Below are 18,526 nucleotides of genomic sequence, written 5' to 3'. Positions count from 1 at the left end.
AAATAGAAATAAATTTTAGGCCGCAATAAAGTTTTCTACCGCAGTATTAAAGTCAGCAGGGCATTCAATATTTGAAATATGCGAAGCTGCAATTTCAAAGAGTTGGCTACCAGGGATTGCCGCAAGCATTTGCTTGGCATCATCAACTGTAGTTACAGGGTCAAATTGACCTGCAACGATTAAAACTGGAACTGAAATCGTTTTAATGTCTTCACGTAAATCAGCCTTAGCCAAAGCCTCGCAACAACTTGCATAGCCTTCTGCGCTGCCAGCTGCCAGATGTTGACTTAAAAGTTCGACAGTTGCAGCTTGGCTTTGGATAAAGCTTTCGGTAAACCAACGTGATGCTGCAGTTGCTGCTATCTGTGCTAAACCTTGCTCACGGACCAATTTAGCACGGTCTAACCAAGCGGTTTCTATGCCAATTTTGGCAGCAGTATTACAAACAATCACGCGGTGGAAACGTTGAGGATAGTGAACAGCTAACCATTGACCAGTTAGACCACCCATAGAGATCCCGCAGAAACTTGCGCGTTGTACACCGAGGTGATCAAGTAGGGCAATCACATCTTGACCTAATTGCTCAAGGTGATAAGGACCCTGAGGGGCAGTTGATTGTCCATGACCGCGGGTGTCGTAACAAATCACATAGTAATGCTTCTGAAAATGCTCAATTTGTGCCTGCCACATACTGTAGTTGGTACCCAACGAATTTGAGAATACAATTGCAGGATTTTTTGAGTCACCAAAAGTTTGATAGTTGATTTGAAGATTTTTTTGTTGCAAATCTTGTTGTTGAAAAGATGGCATATGCAATTCCTAAACTTAAACTGACTCTACACGTTCAATAATCAAAGCAATGCCTTGACCTACACCAATACACATTGAGCATAATGCAAAACGACCTTGACTTGCTTCGAGTTGATTCAGCGCAGTCGTGACCAAACGAGCACCAGACGCACCAAGCGGATGACCAAGTGCAATCGCACCACCATTTGGATTGACCTTAGTGCTGTCATCTGCCAAACCAAGATCACGAGTAACGGCTAGAGCTTGAGCTGCAAATGCTTCATTGAGCTCAATAACATCCATTTGATCGATTGTCATATTGGCTTGTGCTAGTAGCTTTTTGATCGCAGGTGCAGGAGCAAAGCCCATAATACGTGGCTCAATACCCACTGTAGTTGCTGCAATGATTTTGGCACGAGGTTTTAATTGGTGTTGTTTTAACGCTTCTTCTGATGCGATCAATAGGGCTGCTGCACCATCATTGATACCAGAAGCATTACCCGCAGTGACTGAACCATCGGCTTTAACCACAGGCTTTAATTTATTTAAAGCCTCAATAGTGGTTGATGCACGTGGATGTTCATCTTCACTGATAACTACAGGATCACCTTTGCGCTGTGGGATAGTTACAGGCACGATCTCTTGTTTAAAGAAACCAGCTTGTTGAGCAGCAGCAGTACGCAATTGGCTGTTTAACGCAAATTGGTCTTGGTCGGCACGTGAAATGTTAAATAGTTCAGCAACATTTTCAGCTGTTTGCGGCATGGTATCAACACCATGCAAGCTTTTTAGGGCAGGATTCACAAAGCGCCAGCCCATTGTTGTGTCTTCGATTTTTTGACTACGACCAAAAGCACCTTCAGATTTGCCCATAACATAAGGTGCGCGAGACATTGATTCAACACCACCTGCAACGATTAAATCAGCTTCGCCAGCTTTAATTGCACGGGCAGCCATCGCAATGGCATCTAGAGATGAACCACAAAGGCGATTCACTGTCGTTGCAGGTACTTCAACGGGTAAACCTGCTAACAGTGCAGACATACGTCCAACGTTACGGTTGTCTTCACCTGCTTGGTTGGCACAGCCATAAATCACATCATCAACCAGTTCCCATTTTACTGATGGATTACGTTCAATAAGTGCCTTGATGGGGAGAGCACCAAGATCATCTGCACGTACTGGTGCCAGCCCACCCGCATAACGGCCAAATGGGGTACGAATTGCATCAACGATATAAGCGTGTTTCATCTGTATTTCCTTATTTATTCGCCATGAGTGGGAGCATATGAGGTTTGGTTTGTTAGAGCGATCATTGGAGAAATCTGATTTATTGTTTCATCATTTCCTAAGCTCTGATCAAAATTCCCCCCTTGTCCCCCAGTATTGAAGGGGGAAAAGTGCCATTCTATTTAGTGAACAGGCAGTAGCTTTGTTCTTTGAAAAAGAGGGGGGATTTATACAGGGGTAAACTCACCGAGGAGAAATTTATCCCTAAGCACCTATTGGCAACAACTTTGCACCCGTCATAGCTTGTAACTCTTCAAAGCTAAGGCCTTCAACCATTTCAAGTACTTTTAACCCTTCTGGCGTTACATCAATCACGCATAGATCTGTATAAATACGGTCTACACATTTTTGACCTGTCACTGGATAAGTCAGTTCAGCCACAATTTTAGGCTCACCTGATTTAGTTACATGGTCAGTGGTGACAAAAACTTTTTTAGCACCGACTGCAAGATCCATTGCACCACCTACAGCAGGAATGGCATCAGGGGCACCAGTGTGCCAGTTTGCTAAGTCACCATTGGCTGCAATTTGGAATGCACCCAATACACAGATATCAAGGTGGCCACCGCGCATCATGGCAAATGAATCACCATGATGGAAAAAAGCACCGCCAGTGAGCATGGTGACATACTCTTTTCCTGCGTTAATGAGCTCAGGGTCTTCTTCACCTTCTGCTGGAGGTGGACCGAAGGCCAATAAGCCATTTTCAGAGTGCAAAAATACGTCTTTGTCACTCGGAAGGTATTTTGAAATTTTGGTAGGTAAACCAATGCCAAGGTTGACATAGGCACCGTCTGGAATGTCTTGTGCAACACGTGCAGCAATTTGATCGCGGCTGAGTTTGCTATAGCTCATACGGGTGCTCCTACTTAAGCCTGAGTTGGGTTCACTTGAACCACATGTTGGACAAAAATACCTGGTGTAACGATATGCTCAGGATCAAGTGCTCCAAGCTCAACAATTTGTGAAACTTGTGCAATTGTACAATCTGCTGCCATAGCCATAATCGGGCCAAAGTTACGCGCAGCTTTACGATAGATCAGGTTACCCCAGCGGTCGCCTTGCTCAGCTTTGATTAAAGCAAAGTCTGCACGAATTGGGTTTTCTAAGACATAGTCTTTGCCTTCATAGTGCATTGTCGGTTTGCCTTCAGCAAGTAAAGTACCAAAACCTGTAGGTGTATAGATTGGACCCAATCCCATACCAGCAGCTTGGATACGACAAGCTAAGTTGCCTTGAGGAACAAGTTCTAGTTCGATTTTTCCAGCACGATATAACTCATCAAATACCCATGAGTCAGACTGACGAGGGAAAGAACAGATAATCTTACGAACAGCACCTGCCTTTAACAGTTTCGCCAAACCATAGTCGCCATTACCTGCATTATTATTGATAATGACCAAGTCTTTGACACCAAGTTCAATCAAACCATCAATGAGTTCGGCTGGTTGCCCAGCTGTACCAAAACCACCAATCATAATGGTGGCGCCATCTTTAATGACGGATAATACGTTGATTAAAGACCCTGTGCTTTTATCAATCATGTTGCATCCCCGAAGTAGTCCGAATTTTTATGCACAGCCATTGATCTCCTGATGGGGAAGAACCAATGGCTGTGCATAACCATCCATAGTCATGACGTTACAAGATATTGGGATATCTTGTAACGTTAAGTGATCAGCCTTAATTGTTTGCTAGGAGAACAATTAACGATCATCTTCACGAATAGATGAAGGGTGGCGATTTAACGGCATCACTTCAATATTCATGTAAGGGTAAAGAGGCAAACCTTGTAGGATGTTGTGCAGCTCTTCATTGCTTTCTACATCAAAAATACTGATGTTAGAGTATTGGCCAGTAATACGCCAAATATGACGCCATTTACCTTGACGTTGTAAATCTTGCGAATACGCTTTTTCAACAGCTTTAATTTGATTCGCTTGTTCAACTGGCATATCAAGTGGGATGTTTACATCCATGCGAACTTGAAACAACATGGGGAGATTCCTTCAGTTATTTACGACGTAAGTTGTCAATTTTATCGAGATCCAATTCAATACCAAGACCTGGTGTAGTCGGTACAACCAGTTCAAATTGCTGATATTGAAGAGGGGTTTTTAAAATTTCTTCAGTTAATAGCAGTGGACCAAATAACTCAGTACCATAGGCTAGATTTTCAAAAGTCGTGCAAACATGTGCCGAAGCCATCGTACCTACAGGGCCTTCCAGCATCGTACCACCGTAAAGGTCAATGCCTGCTAAGTTGGCAATCTTTCCAACTTCACATGCTTCAACTAAACCACCAGATTGAGCAACTTTTACTGCGAATACTGAAGCAGCATTTCGACGTGCTAATTGGTAAGCACTATTTGGCCCCATCAAGGATTCATCGGCCATGATGGCAATATCAAAACGCTCAGTGAGGCGCTGCATGGCATCTATATTGTCAATTGCACAAGGTTGCTCAATAAGATCAACGCCACCTTCTTGTAGCAGTTGAATACCTTGAACAGCTTGACGTTCAGACCATGCACGGTTGACATCAACACGAATTGAGATATCTGATCCGAGTGCTTTTTTGATGGCAAGAACATGTTCTACATCTTGCTCAACTGGACGTGAACCAATTTTGAGTTTAAAGATATTATGTCGCTTTAACTCAATCATCTTTTGTGCTTCAGCAATATCTTTCTCTGTATTACCAGAAGCCAACACCCATAATACTGGAATGCTATCACGTAGACGGCCACCCAGTAATTCACTTAGTGGCAGGCCTAAACGCTGTGCTTGTATATCAAGCAATGCAGTTTGGATTGCGCACTTTGCAAAACGGTTGCCGTTGATTTGCTTTTTAATTTGCTGCATGGTCTGCGCAAAATTTAGCCCAGACAAGCTTTTAAGCAGTGGTTCAAAATAAGTTGCGATATTGGTCTTGACGCTTTCAGGACTTTCTTCTCCATAGCCTAAACCGCCAATCGTAGTCGCTTCACCCCAACCAACTAATCCATCGTTGCTGGTGACTTTGACCAAAACAAGGGTTTGAGTCTGCATTGTTGCAACCGCCATTTTGTGTGGACGGATGGTTGGAATTTCAACAAGCAGTGTTTCTACTGATTTATACATCCTAATATTCTTCAACAGTGGACTCTTTATATACCCTAAAATAATGTAATATCTTAAACTAGAGGAAAATTGGTATTTTTACATACTTATCGGGTATATTGCTGGGGTATCTGGACTGAGGAGTGCTCAAAAATGGAATTAAGACATCTACGTTATTTTGTTACTGTAGTTGAAGAGCAGAGTATTACTAAAGCTGCTGAGAAATTGTGTATCGCTCAACCACCACTCAGTCGACAAATCCAAAAGCTTGAGGAAGAGCTTGGGATCTTATTATTTGAACGTGGCACTCGACCTGTGCGAACCACTGAAGCTGGCCGTTTTTTCTATCAACATGCTGTGCAAATTTTAACACATACTGCACAAGCGACCAGTATGGCACAGAGAATTAGTTCAGTAGATCAAACAGTTAAGATCGGCTATGTCAGTTCTTTATTGTATGCCTTGTTGCCACAAATTATTTATCTGTTCAGACAACGTAACCCTGATATTCAGGTTGAATTGATTGAATGCGGTACTCACCAACAAGTCGCAGCATTAAAACAAGGCAAGATTGATTTAGGTTTTGGACGCTTACGCATTAGTGATCCATCCATTAAACGGATGTTGCTACGTAAAGAACGATTGAAGTTGGCTGTACATAAACAACACCATTTAGCTCAATATATGGAAAGTGGTATTTATTTAGCTCAGATTGTGGATGAGTCGATATTTTCTTATCCGACTACACCAAAGCCAAACTTTGCTACCGCGGTGCAGTCGATTTTCACAGAGTTAGGTTTAGTGCCTAAAAAACTGATCGAAGTACGAGAAATCCATATGGCTATGGGCTTAGTATCATCAGGAGAGGGGATTTGCTTAATTCCTGAAAGTGCAAGTGACATTGGAATGAAAAATTTGGTTTATATCCCGATTTTGGACTTAGAGGCCTATAGCCCAATCTCTTTATCTGTTCGAAATATGGATCAAAGCAGCTATATCCCTAAAATTTTAGACTGCATCCAAGAGGTATTTAAAGACGAACAGATTGATGTCCGTATTGATGTTTAGCGCATAAGTGTTTTATCGGTCGAATATTTTGATGATAATACCAGTGAGACGTTGACCTGACTGGTATTCTTTACCTCTTCTTTAACATTAATCCGTTCTAATGTTACAAACAAAGTAACGCAGTCTTTATCACAGTATATATATCACTTTAGAATGATTATTATTTTTATAATACATTGATTACATTTGTAATTTTAACCTTATCTCAAGATTATTCAATAAAAAACATGCTAGTTTTCCGCCGTTGAAAAGCTTTTATGGTTTTAGGTTAATTTTCTTTTGATAAAAAGGTCATGCAAATGATTAAGTATTATATCTGTATTGGAGATCGAACATCTGGCGGTGGAGTTGTCCTTGAAGGGAATGTCAGCACCATTATTTTAGGACGTCCTGTAACTGCAATCGGTATGAAAGCGCTGTGTTGTAATTGTCCACAGACAATCATGCAAGGTCAGCCTATGCATACTGATCAAGGTAAAAGTATTGCTTACGATGGTTGTTTATTAAGTTGTGGTCATCAAGTCATCGCAAGCCAAAACCTAATGGGATGGTCTAATGAAACCGGGGAGTCAAGTGTTCCTGAACAATTAATATCAACACCTCAGAAATACCACGAGTTTTTTACCCTTTTAGATGATGACAATAATCCCGTGGTAAATCAAAAATACAAAATTTCAGCGGCTGATGGTTCTATTGTTGAGGGGTATACAAATGAGCATGGGCAGACAGAGCATCTTTGGACACACGAGAAACTTCCTGTAAATCTTGAAGTGATTGATGATGAAAACCAGCCACAATTTGATGGTTACCACATTACTGATCAATCATAAATGGAGATTGGGATATGGGACGTAGTGGTTCAAGTTTGGGTATATTGGCACAAAATAAAAATGGGCAATCAGAAACCAAATCAATGCCTCAGGGACAGCCAAAAACATTAGAAGTTGGGACAAATAAAACTTATCTCTGTGCACATATTTGTGCCGCCAATAAGAAGCCCAAATTAGCGAAAAATGGAAATAGATTATTTCAGCAAACGGTAACTGAGGCTATTAGAGCTGAAGCTGAGGTCAATTTCGGAGTATGGGCTTATTTGGCTGAGGTAGGTTATAACATGCGGCTTACTCCACCCAAGCCCCTTATGAGTGGTAAACCAGAACGGATGCATAGGCCATCAACTTTTCCATTAGGTGCTGCACAAAAACAAATTGAAGAAATGGCGAAAGGTGCTTTCCGTATTCCAGATTTGACGATTTTAACGATTAAAGCTACTGAAATTATTGCAATGCGTAATTCAGGAACGATAGATTGGAGTCGATTCTATCCTGAAGGAAAAAATATAGAGCGCCTTGTTGAAATTAAGTTTGGGAAGGATGATTGGTCGGATGGTCAATTTGACGCCTATGAAATCATTGCTCCTAAAAAAGTTAAAGAATTATCGGATACTGATTGTAGTTGTGATACGCGTAAACCACCTAATGGTGGTTTAAAAATTCCAGTCTATCCACCGATCAAAAATCCAACACCTTATAAAAGCGCTATATTTCGTCCTGCCGTTACAGTCTTAGTACCTAAGAAAGGTATACCAAGTATGTTTGGTGCAATGGGTAAAATGATTGCTCCACCTTCACCCCAAGTTCAGTTTTATCGCCAATTGGTGCCTTTACAAGAATATCAAAATTTAATGATCCCAATTACTGCAAGTGTAGGACTGGCAGGTGCATTTATTTGTGGTTCAGTTGTATTCGCTGAAGGTGGTGCAGGAACAGTAGCTACAGCAGGAGTTGCTGAGGCAACTACAGTGATTGAAGATGCTTTATTGATTACAGGTTTTTCTGTTTTGGCACGATGATAAGGAATAAAAATGATTAATAGTTATCAGGATTTAGACCCGTATTGTAAAGATTTTCAGTGGATGGAGGTTCGAAAAGATCAACCTGCATTATTTATAACTGGCGCTGAATTTCAGGCACACTTCCTTTATTTTGCAGGTCATACACCTGAGAAACGTCAAGCTTTAGCTGAGTGTATTGAAGCATTTAATAAACATTATGTAGAGCATTTCACTTGGGGGTCCTATGTAAATGAAAAAGGAAAAATGCGCTATTACGATATTGCTGAGATACCCAGCATTAAAGAAGTAATTTCTCAAAACTCCCACCCAGATGATCAAATTGAATGGCGCTGTGCTTCTGGTGAACGTAATGAAGCTCCTGAGTATATGATTTATGCATTTACAAATCGGGGGTGGGAAGGACATAAGTTATTCGCATCAACCTTAACCTTTCATGTTCCTAATCAATTGATTTTTGATGCAGAGCAAAAGCAGATTCTTCTATTTCTCATCCAAATGTGCATTGATAAGCTCGGTGTATATCATGCTGTGGCTGGTTTTCAAGGAGTTCTCCCATATAAGCCAATGGGTGTTGGAGATTACTCATTAGCACAGGGCGAACGTTTTTGGGGGATTTATCAAGGTGCGGGTATTCGAGAAAGAAGCAAAATTGCAGATGGGATTAAAAGCATTGATTGGCTAACCTATATCAGTAATACATTGGTACAACGAATTTGTGAAGCCAAAACATTTCCCAAATATTGTGAGTATTTTAATCTCAAACCACAGCAACAAAAAGAGGGATTTTTATTTCAGCTTGAGGAATTTCCTCAGTTGTTACCAAGTAATCAACCTGTTTTAGAAAGTTATTACGATCTTAATAAGGCACTACGTCCTTTGCGAAATGGTTCATATTTGAATATTAGCTATGATGTGGGAAATAATTATCAAGTTTTAGACGTGGATGAAAGTCGTAAATGGATTCGTCGTTTAGATGCACCTGATATATTTCCAGATCAAGGGGTATATCGCGAGCAGAAACCTGACAAGAGGATTTATATGGAATCAGGTCAGCAGGTCATTGTTGATGGTGTTTATCGTTATGATGAGCAAGTTAATTTAGATGGTCAGCCGATATACGTAGGTTATAACGATCGAGATCATTATGAGGAAAATTCGATTGATGATTATCGCCAGCATGTGGTACTGCTCAAAGGCGATATCGCCCCAAGGTTCTTGGAGTTTTATGATCATGCCGTTTTAAAGCAAGCGAAGAAAATAAAATGGCACTTGGTGAGTGAAATAGTTCAAATTCAAAATTGAAATCGGTTCTTTTCTAATTTGATGCCAAAGAGCGAGATACAAAGGCTCAATTTGAAAACTTGATTTTCTGCACAGTATTTGGAGAAAATCCATTAATAATGGATATAGAGTAAATCATATAGATTTTCAAATCTGATGTTTAACTCACTTAACCTCTTTTGAATAAAAAACTGAAAGTCTAATAATCGAAATAACTTTTCCTGCTACTGCGCACCAGTCAGTGGAACTGACTGGTTTTAGCATTATATAGAGCAGTATTATTCGATGGCATAATTGATTGTGACGACTACACGCGCAATTTTATTCAAGGTGGTTTTGTCATAAGCACCGCCATAATCGCTGTCATCATCAGACCCACTTTCTGGCAAAATATAAAACGCACCTTGGCTCGCTGAACGCATTGCTCCAACTTTGACATCACCAACTTTGGCAAATTCATAGGCACGGCTATGGGCATTTTTGGTGGCATTGGCAATTAAGGACATTTTAATTTCTTCTAAGTTTGATACCAGATATTCTGGTTTTTCATCGACTTTAATTTCTTTTTCATCTAGTAAGTAGACGTCTTTTGCGGCTTGGGTAATTTTGGCAAGGTCACGACTGGTAATGACTAATGATTGTTTCGCGGTATAACCTTTAAACTCACGTATAGTTCGGCCATCAGCGGTTTCCACACTTTCATAGTAGCCTTCTGAACTTTTATTTCCCAATTGAAGTTCGACATTTTTAAAGCCATGTTCAGCAAAAAAACTTTTTAGAGTTTTCATTTGTTGATCAAGTAACTGATAGGCTTCTGAAATGCTGGGTGTGGCGCGACTGGTTGTGAGATGGATTTCCCAACGCGCGGTATCCGCTTTTATCGGTTTTTCAGCAAGCCCTTTAACCGTGATTGAGTCTCTATTACCATTAAGCTGTTTAAAGGCATAGCCAATAACAACAGAAGATATAATAAAACCTAAGCTTAATATGACAGCAAAAAGCCATAAGGTTTTAGGCGTGACCGATTTATTTTCCATAATTATGCTTCACTAATATTCTGATGTTTTAGGGTGAAAATCGTTATTGAGTTCTGTCGTTGCGATATGGCCATGCACTGAAATATAGGTGAAGAACTAGACAAGGACAAGAGACTACTTCAGATTTATGTGTTTTGTTTTGTTGTTTACGATCACAGGGCATGTTGATGGAGAACGAAGCTGATCATCAACTATCCAAGCTGTAGACGCTATACTATAATGCTTTTTTTGCCGCTTCATTTAGGAATAGCGATCGATGACGAAAGGCTCTTCAATCACCCGTGTATTGGATATTATAGAAGCCATTTCACAGGCAAAACATCCACCATCACCACTCGACTTAGCTGTAGCACTGGATATTCCAAAACCGAGTATACATCGTCTTTTACAAACGCTAGAACAAGAGGGGTTTGTCAAGTGTGAGAGTTATGGTGGTTATGTGATTGGTGATCGTACCTTTAAAATGCTGATGGGAGCGTGGGAACAAGAACCTTTAAAAATAGAGCGTCTTGCAATTTTACAGCGTTTATCAGATCAGATTGGCGAAACCTGTGGTATCGCAATTTTAAATAATAATCAAATGCTATACACCGATCGTATTCAAACCAATTGGCCATTACAGGTTTATTTGCCAGTAGGCTCTACCGTACCGCTTTGGTGTACGTCGAGTGGAAAACTATTTTTAAGTTATCTCCCTGAAGCTAGACAACAAAAAGTTTTAAAATTATTACCAATTCAGGCCATGACCAAAAATACCTTGGTTGATCCGACTGCATTTGCCAATAATTTAGAGCAGATTTTTGAGCAAAAACTTGGGACTGATGATGAGGAGTTTATCGCAGGAATGGTAGCGTGTTCCGTACCGATCTGTCGTAATGAACAAATCGTGGCATGTTTATATACACATGCGCCTACAATTCGAAAATCATTAGCAGACCTTATCGCTTTTGAACCGATGTTACGCGAAGCTGCTCAAGCCTTAGGTATGTTAATTGAACAACACAGCAACGAATAAGTCCGCACTTTAATTTTTGTTATTTAACATGCTGATCAATAGCAACTGCGAGATGGTGAATAAAAATAAACCCTCTCGCAGTTTTAATTGAGTGGATTAAATTTAATTTAATGTAGGCATTGAGAATTGAGCTCCTTCACGCACATTAGCCGTTGGCCAACGCTGTGTAATGGTTTTACGACGGGTATAAAAACGTGCGCCATCTGGACCATAGGCATATAAGTCACCAAAGAGTGAACGTTTCCACCCCCCAAAACTATGGTAGGCAACAGGTACAGGTAATGGGACATTAATACCCACCATACCAACTTTAATGTGATCACTAAAATACCGCGCTGCTTCACCATCACGTGTATAGATACATGTACCATTTCCATACTCATGATTATCAATCAGGTCCATGGCTTCTTGCATGTTGTTCACGCGCATAACTTGTAACACAGGACCAAAAATTTCTTCTTTATAACTGGTCATATTGGCTTGTACTTGGTCAATTAATGTTGCACCGACATAGAAGCCATTTTCATAACCTGTGGGTGCGGCTTGACGACCATCAACAATAATTTTTGCCCCTTGCTGTTCAGCACTATCAATATAAGCAATCACTTTAGCTTTGTGTTCGGCTGTGATGACAGCACCAAAGTCATTGTTTTTATCAAAGTATGGCCCATATTTAAGCGCTTTCATTGCTTCTGATAATTTCGCGATCATCAAATCAGCGACCTCATCACCTACTGCAACAGCTACAGAAAGTGCCATACAGCGTTCACCAGAAGACCCGAATGCAGCCCCGAGTAAAGAACTCACCACGTTGTCGATATCTGCATCAGGCATAACAATGGCATGGTTTTTTGCACCACCTAATGCTTGGCAACGTTTACCATTGGCGGTGGCAGTTTGATAAATATACTGTGCGATTGGTGTTGAACCAACAAAGCTGACTGCTTGGACGCGATGATCATGTAGCAGTGTATCAACAGCAACTTTGTCACCATTGACAACGTTAAGTACGCCATCGGGTAGGCCTGCTTGTTGCAAAAGTTGTGCGATATATAAGGTTGCAGACGGATCTCGTTCTGAGGGTTTGAGTACAAAGGTGTTGCCACAGACGATCGCCATTGGGAACATCCATAAAGGCACCATCACTGGGAAGTTAAAAGGTGTGATCCCTGCAACGACTCCGAGTGGTTGCATCTCACTCCATGAGTCAATTGATGGTCCTACATTTTTGCTAAATTCACCTTTTAAAAACTCTGGTGCCCCGCATGCATATTCGACATTTTCAATACCACGTTGTAATTCGCCAGCTGCATCATGGACAATTTTACCGTGTTCTTCTCCAATCAACTCGCAGATCTTATCAGCATGCTGTTCAAGTAACTCCTTGAACTTAAACATTACGCGTGCGCGTTTGATGACAGGAGTATCGCGCCATGCAGGGAAAGCTGCTTGTGCTGAGGCGATGGCGTGCTCAACAGTCTTTGCGCTGGCAATGGAGACCTGTTTGTCTTGTGTCCCCGTGGATGGGTTAAATACAGCTTGGGTTCTGCTGTGTTCATCATGGTGTTGACCATTGATAAAGTGTCCGATAGTTTGCATAGGATGATCCTCAATGAGTCCTTGGATTTGCTATTTATAAAAGGGGTTTTGTTAAAAAGATTTGAAAAATTTATGAGTTCCAAAGTGCTTGGTAGAGCTGTTTCATTTCAGCAATACTTGGAACTCTTGGGTTGTTATTGGGTGAACCTGATGCCAGTGCTTGTTCCGCCATGGTGTGAAGAACTTGATCAAACTCTGCTTTATCGACACCGAATTCTGCGAGGGTAGGTACATTAAGGTCTTGATTAATTTTGATTAAGGCTTGGATTAATTTCTCATTCGCAATCTCATCACTGTCATCGGCATGTGCAACACCTATGGCTTTGGCGCACGTTGCATAGCGTGTTGGCGCAGCTGGTATTGAATAGGCTGTAACACTTGGCAATAACATGGCATTGGATAAGCCATGTGGCACATGGAAAAATGCGCCGATTGGACGACTCATACCATGAACTAAAGCGACAGAGGCATTAGAAAAAGCAATACCCGCAAGAGTTGAACCCAGCATCATCTGTTCACGTGCTTGTTCATTATCAGGTTCATGGTAAACCGTTTGTAGATTGGGTCCGATGAGGCTCATTGCGGCTAGAGCTTGGGCATCGCTATAGGCATTTGCTTTGGCACTTACATAGGCTTCAATCGCATGCGTTAGTGCATCGATGCCTGTATCTGCTGTAGTTCTTGCTGGCAATGACATCGTTAACTCGTAGTCAACAATCGCGGCAACAGGCAGGAAGCCAATACCAGCACAAAGCATTTTCTCGCTACTTACATCGTCAGTGATAATGGTAAAGCGCGTGCATTCTGAACCTGTGCCAGCTGTAGTGGGTATAGCAATAATCGGTAATCCAGCTTCGTTTACTTGACGTGGAAATTTATAATCACGGATTTCACCACCAAATTTAGCCAAGATACTCATCGCTTTGGCACTGTCTATTGGGCTGCCTCCGCCAACTGCAATAATTGCATCGTATTGATGAGTGCGAATATGTGTAACTCCAGCTGTAATTGAGGCTGAGGTTGGTTCAGGAATGGTTTGATCAAAGTAATCTGCTTGAATGTTAGCTTCAAGCAAGAGGGTCTGAATTTGTTGGATATAGCCCAAAGATACCATGATTTTATCAGTGATAATTAATGGCTTATGACAACCCAATGCAGCTAATATTTGTGGGAGTTTTGCGCGTGCATTTTTGCCGACTTCCATCATACGGGGGAGTTGAATCGCATGTGACATAAGGTATTCCTTTGCAATTATTGTAAGTGTTAAGGTGAAGATTAAAATGAACCGAACATAGTGCCGAAGCTGATCACGCCAATTAATGCAATTAAGGGAATAATCACGGCAACGACAAACATATCGTAATAAGACTGTTTATGGCTTAGACCACAAAGGGTAATGATAGTAATCACTGCACCATTATGTGGGAGTGAGTCCAAGGCACCTGAAGCCATCGACGCAACACGATGCATGAGTTCAGGTGAAATCCCATGTTGTATTGCCAGATTCATATAGGTTTCACCCATCGTGTTCAGTGCAATACTCAGTCCACCAGAAGCAGAACCTGTAATTCCCGCTAAGACGTTAATCACGATCGCTTCTGAAATCAGGGGATTGTGAGGAGCGAGCCCAATTAAGAAATCACGTAAGATTAAGAAGCCTGCCAAAGAGGCAATTACCGAACCATAACCAACTTCAGAGGCCGTGTTAAAGATAGGTAAAAATGAAGAAGATACACCTTGTTGTAATGAGTCTTTGATATCGCGAATACGTTGCCAATTACAAACAATAATTGTCAGGCAGGCTAAGACCAGTGCACAGATAATTGCCCATAAACCAAGCACCGAATTTAGTGAAGTATTTCCAAATTTATCTGTACTCAAGTAGGCAGTATCTAGGCTTGGTAAAATGAATTTGGTCAAAATAAGATTCGTCACAATCACTACAATAATCGGCAGCATGGCGATGATTAAACTTGGACCCTGCTGACCCATAGAGATCTGTGTTTCAGGTTCGATATGTTGGCCATAACCCTCTTGCTGTGCATGTGCTCGTTGAGTGCGGTAGTTCAGCCAGTACATACCTGTAATTAAAATAAAGATCGAAGATAAAATCCCTAGACCTGGAGCAGCATAGAGGTCTGTATTAAAAAAGGGCATCGGGATCGCATTTTGAATCGCAGGCGTACCAGGTAATGCAGTCATGGTAAAGGTTAGGGCTCCAAGCATGATTGCACCAGGAATTAGACGCTTTGGGATACCGAGTTCTTTAAATAATGCAGCTGCAATTGGGAAGACAGCAAATCCAACAACAAAGAGTGATACACCACCATAGGTTAAAATTGCACATGATAAAACAATCGATAACATGGCACGTTTATGTCCAAGTTTATCAACAAAAAAGTTTGCAATTGTTCGAGCTGAACCTGAGTCATCCATGAGTTTTCCAAAGATTGCACCGAGTAAAAACAATGGAAAATATTTGATGATATAACCGCCAAGTCCCGTCATAAAAATCTGAGAATAGACACCTAAAACCTCATGACTGAGGCCACTCCAAAGTACTGCAAATAATGCCAGTAATGGTGCAAGAATGATGACGCTGAATCCTTTATACGCCAGATACATGAGCAATACTAAGGATAGGATTATTCCAATGAGTCCTATCATGTTTAACATCCTATGTTAAAAGTGATTGTTGTTTTATATTGATACGATATGTATCGTTATTGGTGTTTATATAATTTAATCCAAGCGAAGTCAACAGAGCAAATCATAAAATTTGCGCTGAGAATGGCACAGTTACTCGATAAAATTTGTAGAGATTAAGCCCAAGAAAAGGGCTTTCAGGCGATAAAAATAGAAGGTTTTAGTCAATTAAAAGATCATTTTCAGAGGCTCCCCTTATTTCTTTTTAGCAAAAAGAACAAGGGAGTATTTTTGAAGTTGTCAGTATTGGTCTAGGATTTACTCCTGTCTAGAAAAAATCTGGATGACCTGCTGTATATGGTTTTGCATGGCTTTTCGTGCACGTTCGGGTTCTTGATTTTGAATTGCAGTTAAGATTTCTTGGTGCTCATATTGAGAACGCAATGGCATGTCAGTTGTGGTGTAGAGACTCAGCAGGCGACTAAACAGCTCAGTATATTGTTGGCCCAATAAGTATTTTAAGAAAAAAGTATAGGCATTATTTTGACTCGCTTCAGCAATACGAATATGAAATAAGCGATCACCAATATGGTCGTGTGAGTGTTCGAGATTATCACTGACATTCATCATGAAGGCTTGTTTAATCTCTGCGAGTTGTTGTTCTGTCCGATGTTTGGCAGCGAGCTCTGCCAGATAAGGCTCGATATATAATCGCGCTTCTAATAATTCAAAAGGCGACATGTCTTGAGTCTCTGTTAAAAATGGAGCTAATCGAGGATGGATATTCAATACAGGATCAGTGACTGGCGAGGCCGTTTCGAACTGAGTCTTTAGTACATAAACACCACTGCCAAGTTTGACTTCTACGATACCACAGACCTCTAGAGCAATGATGGCTTCACGAATAGAGGTACGACTCACTCCCAATAACTGCGCTAAATCGCGTTCAGGTGGTAGCTTAGATCCAACGCTGTATACCCCATTTTTAATATCATCTTGTATTTTTGTGACTATAGTTTGATAGAGACGTGTTTGCTGCATAGAACTCAACTTTTTAACATTTGGTCTTGCCAAAAATAATAAATGCTCGTAAATTGTCTAGACCAATATTTTGGTCTGTACAATTTGTATTTCCCTCTTAGTATAATGTAAATCGGGATGAAAAGAAGATGAGACTCGCAAACAAAACTTGCATTATTACAGCAGCAGCTCAAGGGATTGGTCGAGCCACTGTATTGGCCTTTGCTCAAGAAGGAGCACATGTGATTGCAACAGATATTAATCTTGCTGCATTAAAACAATTACAGCAACAATCTAATCGCATTGAAATTGAATTATTAGATGTGACACAAGTTGAACAAGTTGTGGATCTTGCTCGGCATTATCCTTATACAGATGTACTGTTTAACTGTGCGGGGTGGGTACCGACCGGCAATATTTTGGCGTGTAGCCAAGAACAGTGGCATCAAGCTTTTAAAATAAATGTGGATTCGATGTATTACATGATTCGCGCTTTCTTGCCGCAGCTACTCTTACGGCCAAGCTCCTCAATTATCAATATGGCCTCAGCAGCTTCAAGTATTAAAGGCGTGATGGATCGTTTTGCTTACAGCGCGACAAAGGCTGCGGTATTGGGCATGACTAAAGCAATTGCAGCGGACTATATAACACAAGGTTTACGCTGTAATGCTATTTGTCCTGGAACCATAGATTCTCCTTCTTTACAACAACGCATTGAACATCAAGCTGAGCGAGAGCATCGGTCTAGAGAAGAAGTATATCAACAGTTTATTTCACGCCAGCCTATGGGAAGGATCGGTAATGCAGCAGAAGTTGCTGCATTAGCCGTGTATTTGGCCAGTGATGAATCTGCTTTTACCACAGGAACATTTAACCATATTGATGGTGGTTGGACCAATTAAACCAATAAGGAAATACTATGAAACTCTTAAGATATGGTAAAAAAGGTCAAGAGAAACCCGCTATTTTGGATATAGATGGGAAGATTCGTGACTTATCCAATATCGTTAAAGATATTAATGGTCATACACTTGAGACTGAACTCGATAAAATAGCGGCATTAGATTTACAACAATTACCTGTGGTTGATGCTGATGTGCGCATTGGTGCGTGTGTTGGAGATATTGGCAAATTTATCTGTATTGGTTTGAATTATGCCGATCATGCTGCTGAATCAGGTGCAGATATTCCCAGTGAACCTGTCGTATTTGCTAAATGGACCAGTGCAGTGGTTGGACCAAATGATGATATTGAAATCCCTCGTGGTTCTGAAAAAACTGATTGGGAAGTAGAGCTGGGCGTGGTGATAGGTAAATCAGGACGATATATCGAACGTAGTGATGCGATGAATTATGTTGCTGGTTACTGTGTTGTAAATGATATTTCTGAGCGTCAATTCCAGTTAGAGGGAACTGGAACATGGGACAAGGGTAAGGGCTGCGATACCTTTGGGCCCATCGGACCGTGGTTGGTTACACGTGATGAAATCGCTGATCCAGGTCAACTTCATCTTTGGTTAGACGTTGATGGCCAGCGGTATCAAGATGGACATAGCAGCACAATGATTTTTGATGTAGCAACAATTATTAGTTATTTAAGCCAATTTATGAGTTTACAAGCTGGAGATATTATCTCGACAGGCACGCCACCTGGTGTAGGTTTAGGACAAAACCCTCCAGTCTATTTGCGTTCAGGACAATTGATGCATTTGGGTATTGATGGTCTGGGTGAGCAAAAACAACGAGTGATTGCAGCCAAAATATAACAAGCCTTTTCAGCGATGAGATAAACCTACGTAGATGATTTTCATACTACGTCGAACTG

General features: G+C 41.0%; 18 protein-coding genes. 7 read left to right on the top strand and 11 right to left on the bottom strand.

Annotated elements, in window-relative coordinates:
* Positions 1-15: 15 nt before the first annotated feature.
* From pcaD to Aru01_RS08665, 6 genes are all read right to left on the bottom strand, one after another.
* Positions 16-810, bottom strand: coding sequence for a 3-oxoadipate enol-lactonase (gene pcaD / locus Aru01_RS08690; protein WP_016657159.1), 795 nt, complete (start codon positions 808-810; stop codon positions 16-18).
* A gap of 15 nt (positions 811-825) precedes the next feature.
* Positions 826-2,040, bottom strand: a complete 1,215-nt coding sequence (pcaF, locus tag Aru01_RS08685) for a 3-oxoadipyl-CoA thiolase (protein ID WP_016657158.1) — start codon at positions 2,038-2,040, stop codon at positions 826-828.
* 243 nt (positions 2,041-2,283) lie between these two features.
* Positions 2,284-2,934 carry a 3-oxoacid CoA-transferase subunit B gene (locus Aru01_RS08680; RefSeq protein ID WP_016657157.1) on the bottom strand — a complete coding sequence of 217 codons (651 nt, stop codon included), beginning with the start codon at positions 2,932-2,934 and terminating at the stop codon, positions 2,284-2,286.
* 14 nt (positions 2,935-2,948) lie between these two features.
* Positions 2,949-3,623, bottom strand: coding sequence for a 3-oxoacid CoA-transferase subunit A (locus Aru01_RS08675; RefSeq protein WP_016657156.1), 675 nt, complete (start codon positions 3,621-3,623; stop codon positions 2,949-2,951).
* A 162-nt stretch (positions 3,624-3,785) separates the two neighbouring features.
* Complete coding sequence (gene catC, locus Aru01_RS08670) at positions 3,786-4,076, bottom strand: muconolactone Delta-isomerase (protein WP_016657155.1); 291 nt, start codon at positions 4,074-4,076, stop codon at positions 3,786-3,788.
* A 16-nt stretch (positions 4,077-4,092) separates the two neighbouring features.
* The gene (locus tag Aru01_RS08665; RefSeq protein WP_016657154.1) at positions 4,093-5,202 is read right to left on the bottom strand and encodes a muconate/chloromuconate family cycloisomerase; all 1,110 of its coding nucleotides are present in this window, start codon (positions 5,200-5,202) and stop codon (positions 4,093-4,095) included.
* Positions 5,203-5,334: 132 nt separating this feature from the next.
* Between Aru01_RS08665 and catM the strand changes: the two genes are divergently transcribed.
* The 4 genes from catM to Aru01_RS08645 all read left to right on the top strand — a co-directional run bounded on the left by catM (position 5,335) and on the right by Aru01_RS08645 (position 9,406).
* Complete coding sequence (catM, locus tag Aru01_RS08660; RefSeq protein ID WP_016657153.1) at positions 5,335-6,249, top strand: cis,cis-muconate-binding transcription regulator CatM; 915 nt, start codon at positions 5,335-5,337, stop codon at positions 6,247-6,249.
* A gap of 299 nt (positions 6,250-6,548) precedes the next feature.
* Positions 6,549-7,079, top strand: coding sequence for a PAAR domain-containing protein (locus tag Aru01_RS08655; RefSeq protein ID WP_016657152.1), 531 nt, complete (start codon positions 6,549-6,551; stop codon positions 7,077-7,079).
* A gap of 14 nt (positions 7,080-7,093) precedes the next feature.
* Positions 7,094-8,101, top strand: a complete 1,008-nt coding sequence (locus Aru01_RS08650; protein WP_016657151.1) for a hypothetical protein — start codon at positions 7,094-7,096, stop codon at positions 8,099-8,101.
* A 12-nt stretch (positions 8,102-8,113) separates the two neighbouring features.
* Positions 8,114-9,406 carry a type VI immunity family protein gene (locus Aru01_RS08645; RefSeq protein ID WP_016657150.1) on the top strand — a complete coding sequence of 431 codons (1,293 nt, stop codon included), beginning with the start codon at positions 8,114-8,116 and terminating at the stop codon, positions 9,404-9,406.
* Between the two features lie 257 nt (positions 9,407-9,663).
* Here Aru01_RS08645 and Aru01_RS08640 read toward each other — a convergent pair whose 3' ends face one another.
* On the bottom strand, positions 9,664-10,422 hold the full coding sequence (locus Aru01_RS08640; protein ID WP_016657149.1) for an SIMPL domain-containing protein: 759 nt from the start codon (positions 10,420-10,422) through the stop codon (positions 9,664-9,666).
* Positions 10,423-10,678: 256 nt separating this feature from the next.
* Here Aru01_RS08640 and Aru01_RS08635 point away from each other — a divergent pair, with 256 nt between their 5' ends.
* A complete protein-coding gene (locus Aru01_RS08635) occupies positions 10,679-11,437 on the top strand; it encodes an IclR family transcriptional regulator (protein WP_016657148.1) in 759 nt (252 codons plus the stop codon).
* Between the two features lie 102 nt (positions 11,438-11,539).
* Here Aru01_RS08635 and Aru01_RS08630 read toward each other — a convergent pair whose 3' ends face one another.
* From Aru01_RS08630 to Aru01_RS08615, 4 genes are all read right to left on the bottom strand, one after another.
* Positions 11,540-13,036 (bottom strand): CoA-acylating methylmalonate-semialdehyde dehydrogenase, encoded by a 1,497-nt coding sequence (locus tag Aru01_RS08630; RefSeq protein WP_016657147.1) that lies wholly within the window; start codon positions 13,034-13,036, stop codon positions 11,540-11,542.
* Positions 13,037-13,106: 70 nt separating this feature from the next.
* Positions 13,107-14,270, bottom strand: a complete 1,164-nt coding sequence (locus Aru01_RS08625; protein WP_016657146.1) for an iron-containing alcohol dehydrogenase — start codon at positions 14,268-14,270, stop codon at positions 13,107-13,109.
* Positions 14,271-14,311: 41 nt separating this feature from the next.
* Positions 14,312-15,703, bottom strand: coding sequence for a GntP family permease (locus Aru01_RS08620; protein WP_016657145.1), 1,392 nt, complete (start codon positions 15,701-15,703; stop codon positions 14,312-14,314).
* Positions 15,704-16,000: 297 nt separating this feature from the next.
* On the bottom strand, positions 16,001-16,723 hold the full coding sequence (locus Aru01_RS08615) for a FadR/GntR family transcriptional regulator (protein WP_016657144.1): 723 nt from the start codon (positions 16,721-16,723) through the stop codon (positions 16,001-16,003).
* Positions 16,724-16,851: 128 nt separating this feature from the next.
* Here Aru01_RS08615 and Aru01_RS08610 point away from each other — a divergent pair, with 128 nt between their 5' ends.
* The gene (locus Aru01_RS08610) at positions 16,852-17,604 is read left to right on the top strand and encodes an SDR family oxidoreductase (protein ID WP_016657143.1); all 753 of its coding nucleotides are present in this window, start codon (positions 16,852-16,854) and stop codon (positions 17,602-17,604) included.
* Between the two features lie 17 nt (positions 17,605-17,621).
* On the top strand, positions 17,622-18,467 hold the full coding sequence (locus tag Aru01_RS08605; protein WP_016657142.1) for a fumarylacetoacetate hydrolase family protein: 846 nt from the start codon (positions 17,622-17,624) through the stop codon (positions 18,465-18,467).
* The last annotated feature ends 59 nt before the right edge of the window (positions 18,468-18,526 follow it).

The organism is Acinetobacter rudis (assembly GCF_000829675.1).
Lineage (GTDB): Bacteria > Pseudomonadota > Gammaproteobacteria > Pseudomonadales > Moraxellaceae > Acinetobacter > Acinetobacter rudis.
The sequence above is the reverse complement of the archived record's forward strand: the minus strand, read 5'-3'. Positions and strand labels throughout refer to the sequence as shown.

Coding starts and splice junctions, on each gene's coding strand:
- pcaD (WP_016657159.1), bottom strand. CDS start 810: ATGCCATCTTTTCAACAACAAGATTTGCAACAAAAAAATCTTCAAATC.
- pcaF (WP_016657158.1), bottom strand. CDS start 2,040: ATGAAACACGCTTATATCGTTGATGCAATTCGTACCCCATTTGGCCGT.
- Aru01_RS08680 (WP_016657157.1), bottom strand. CDS start 2,934: ATGAGCTATAGCAAACTCAGCCGCGATCAAATTGCTGCACGTGTTGCA.
- Aru01_RS08675 (WP_016657156.1), bottom strand. CDS start 3,623: ATGATTGATAAAAGCACAGGGTCTTTAATCAACGTATTATCCGTCATT.
- catC (WP_016657155.1), bottom strand. CDS start 4,076: ATGTTGTTTCAAGTTCGCATGGATGTAAACATCCCACTTGATATGCCA.
- Aru01_RS08665 (WP_016657154.1), bottom strand. CDS start 5,202: ATGTATAAATCAGTAGAAACACTGCTTGTTGAAATTCCAACCATCCGT.
- catM (WP_016657153.1), top strand. CDS start 5,335: ATGGAATTAAGACATCTACGTTATTTTGTTACTGTAGTTGAAGAGCAG.
- Aru01_RS08655 (WP_016657152.1), top strand. CDS start 6,549: ATGATTAAGTATTATATCTGTATTGGAGATCGAACATCTGGCGGTGGA.
- Aru01_RS08650 (WP_016657151.1), top strand. CDS start 7,094: ATGGGACGTAGTGGTTCAAGTTTGGGTATATTGGCACAAAATAAAAAT.
- Aru01_RS08645 (WP_016657150.1), top strand. CDS start 8,114: ATGATTAATAGTTATCAGGATTTAGACCCGTATTGTAAAGATTTTCAG.
- Aru01_RS08640 (WP_016657149.1), bottom strand. CDS start 10,422: ATGGAAAATAAATCGGTCACGCCTAAAACCTTATGGCTTTTTGCTGTC.
- Aru01_RS08635 (WP_016657148.1), top strand. CDS start 10,679: ATGACGAAAGGCTCTTCAATCACCCGTGTATTGGATATTATAGAAGCC.
- Aru01_RS08630 (WP_016657147.1), bottom strand. CDS start 13,036: ATGCAAACTATCGGACACTTTATCAATGGTCAACACCATGATGAACAC.
- Aru01_RS08625 (WP_016657146.1), bottom strand. CDS start 14,270: ATGTCACATGCGATTCAACTCCCCCGTATGATGGAAGTCGGCAAAAAT.
- Aru01_RS08620 (WP_016657145.1), bottom strand. CDS start 15,703: ATGATAGGACTCATTGGAATAATCCTATCCTTAGTATTGCTCATGTAT.
- Aru01_RS08615 (WP_016657144.1), bottom strand. CDS start 16,723: ATGCAGCAAACACGTCTCTATCAAACTATAGTCACAAAAATACAAGAT.
- Aru01_RS08610 (WP_016657143.1), top strand. CDS start 16,852: ATGAGACTCGCAAACAAAACTTGCATTATTACAGCAGCAGCTCAAGGG.
- Aru01_RS08605 (WP_016657142.1), top strand. CDS start 17,622: ATGAAACTCTTAAGATATGGTAAAAAAGGTCAAGAGAAACCCGCTATT.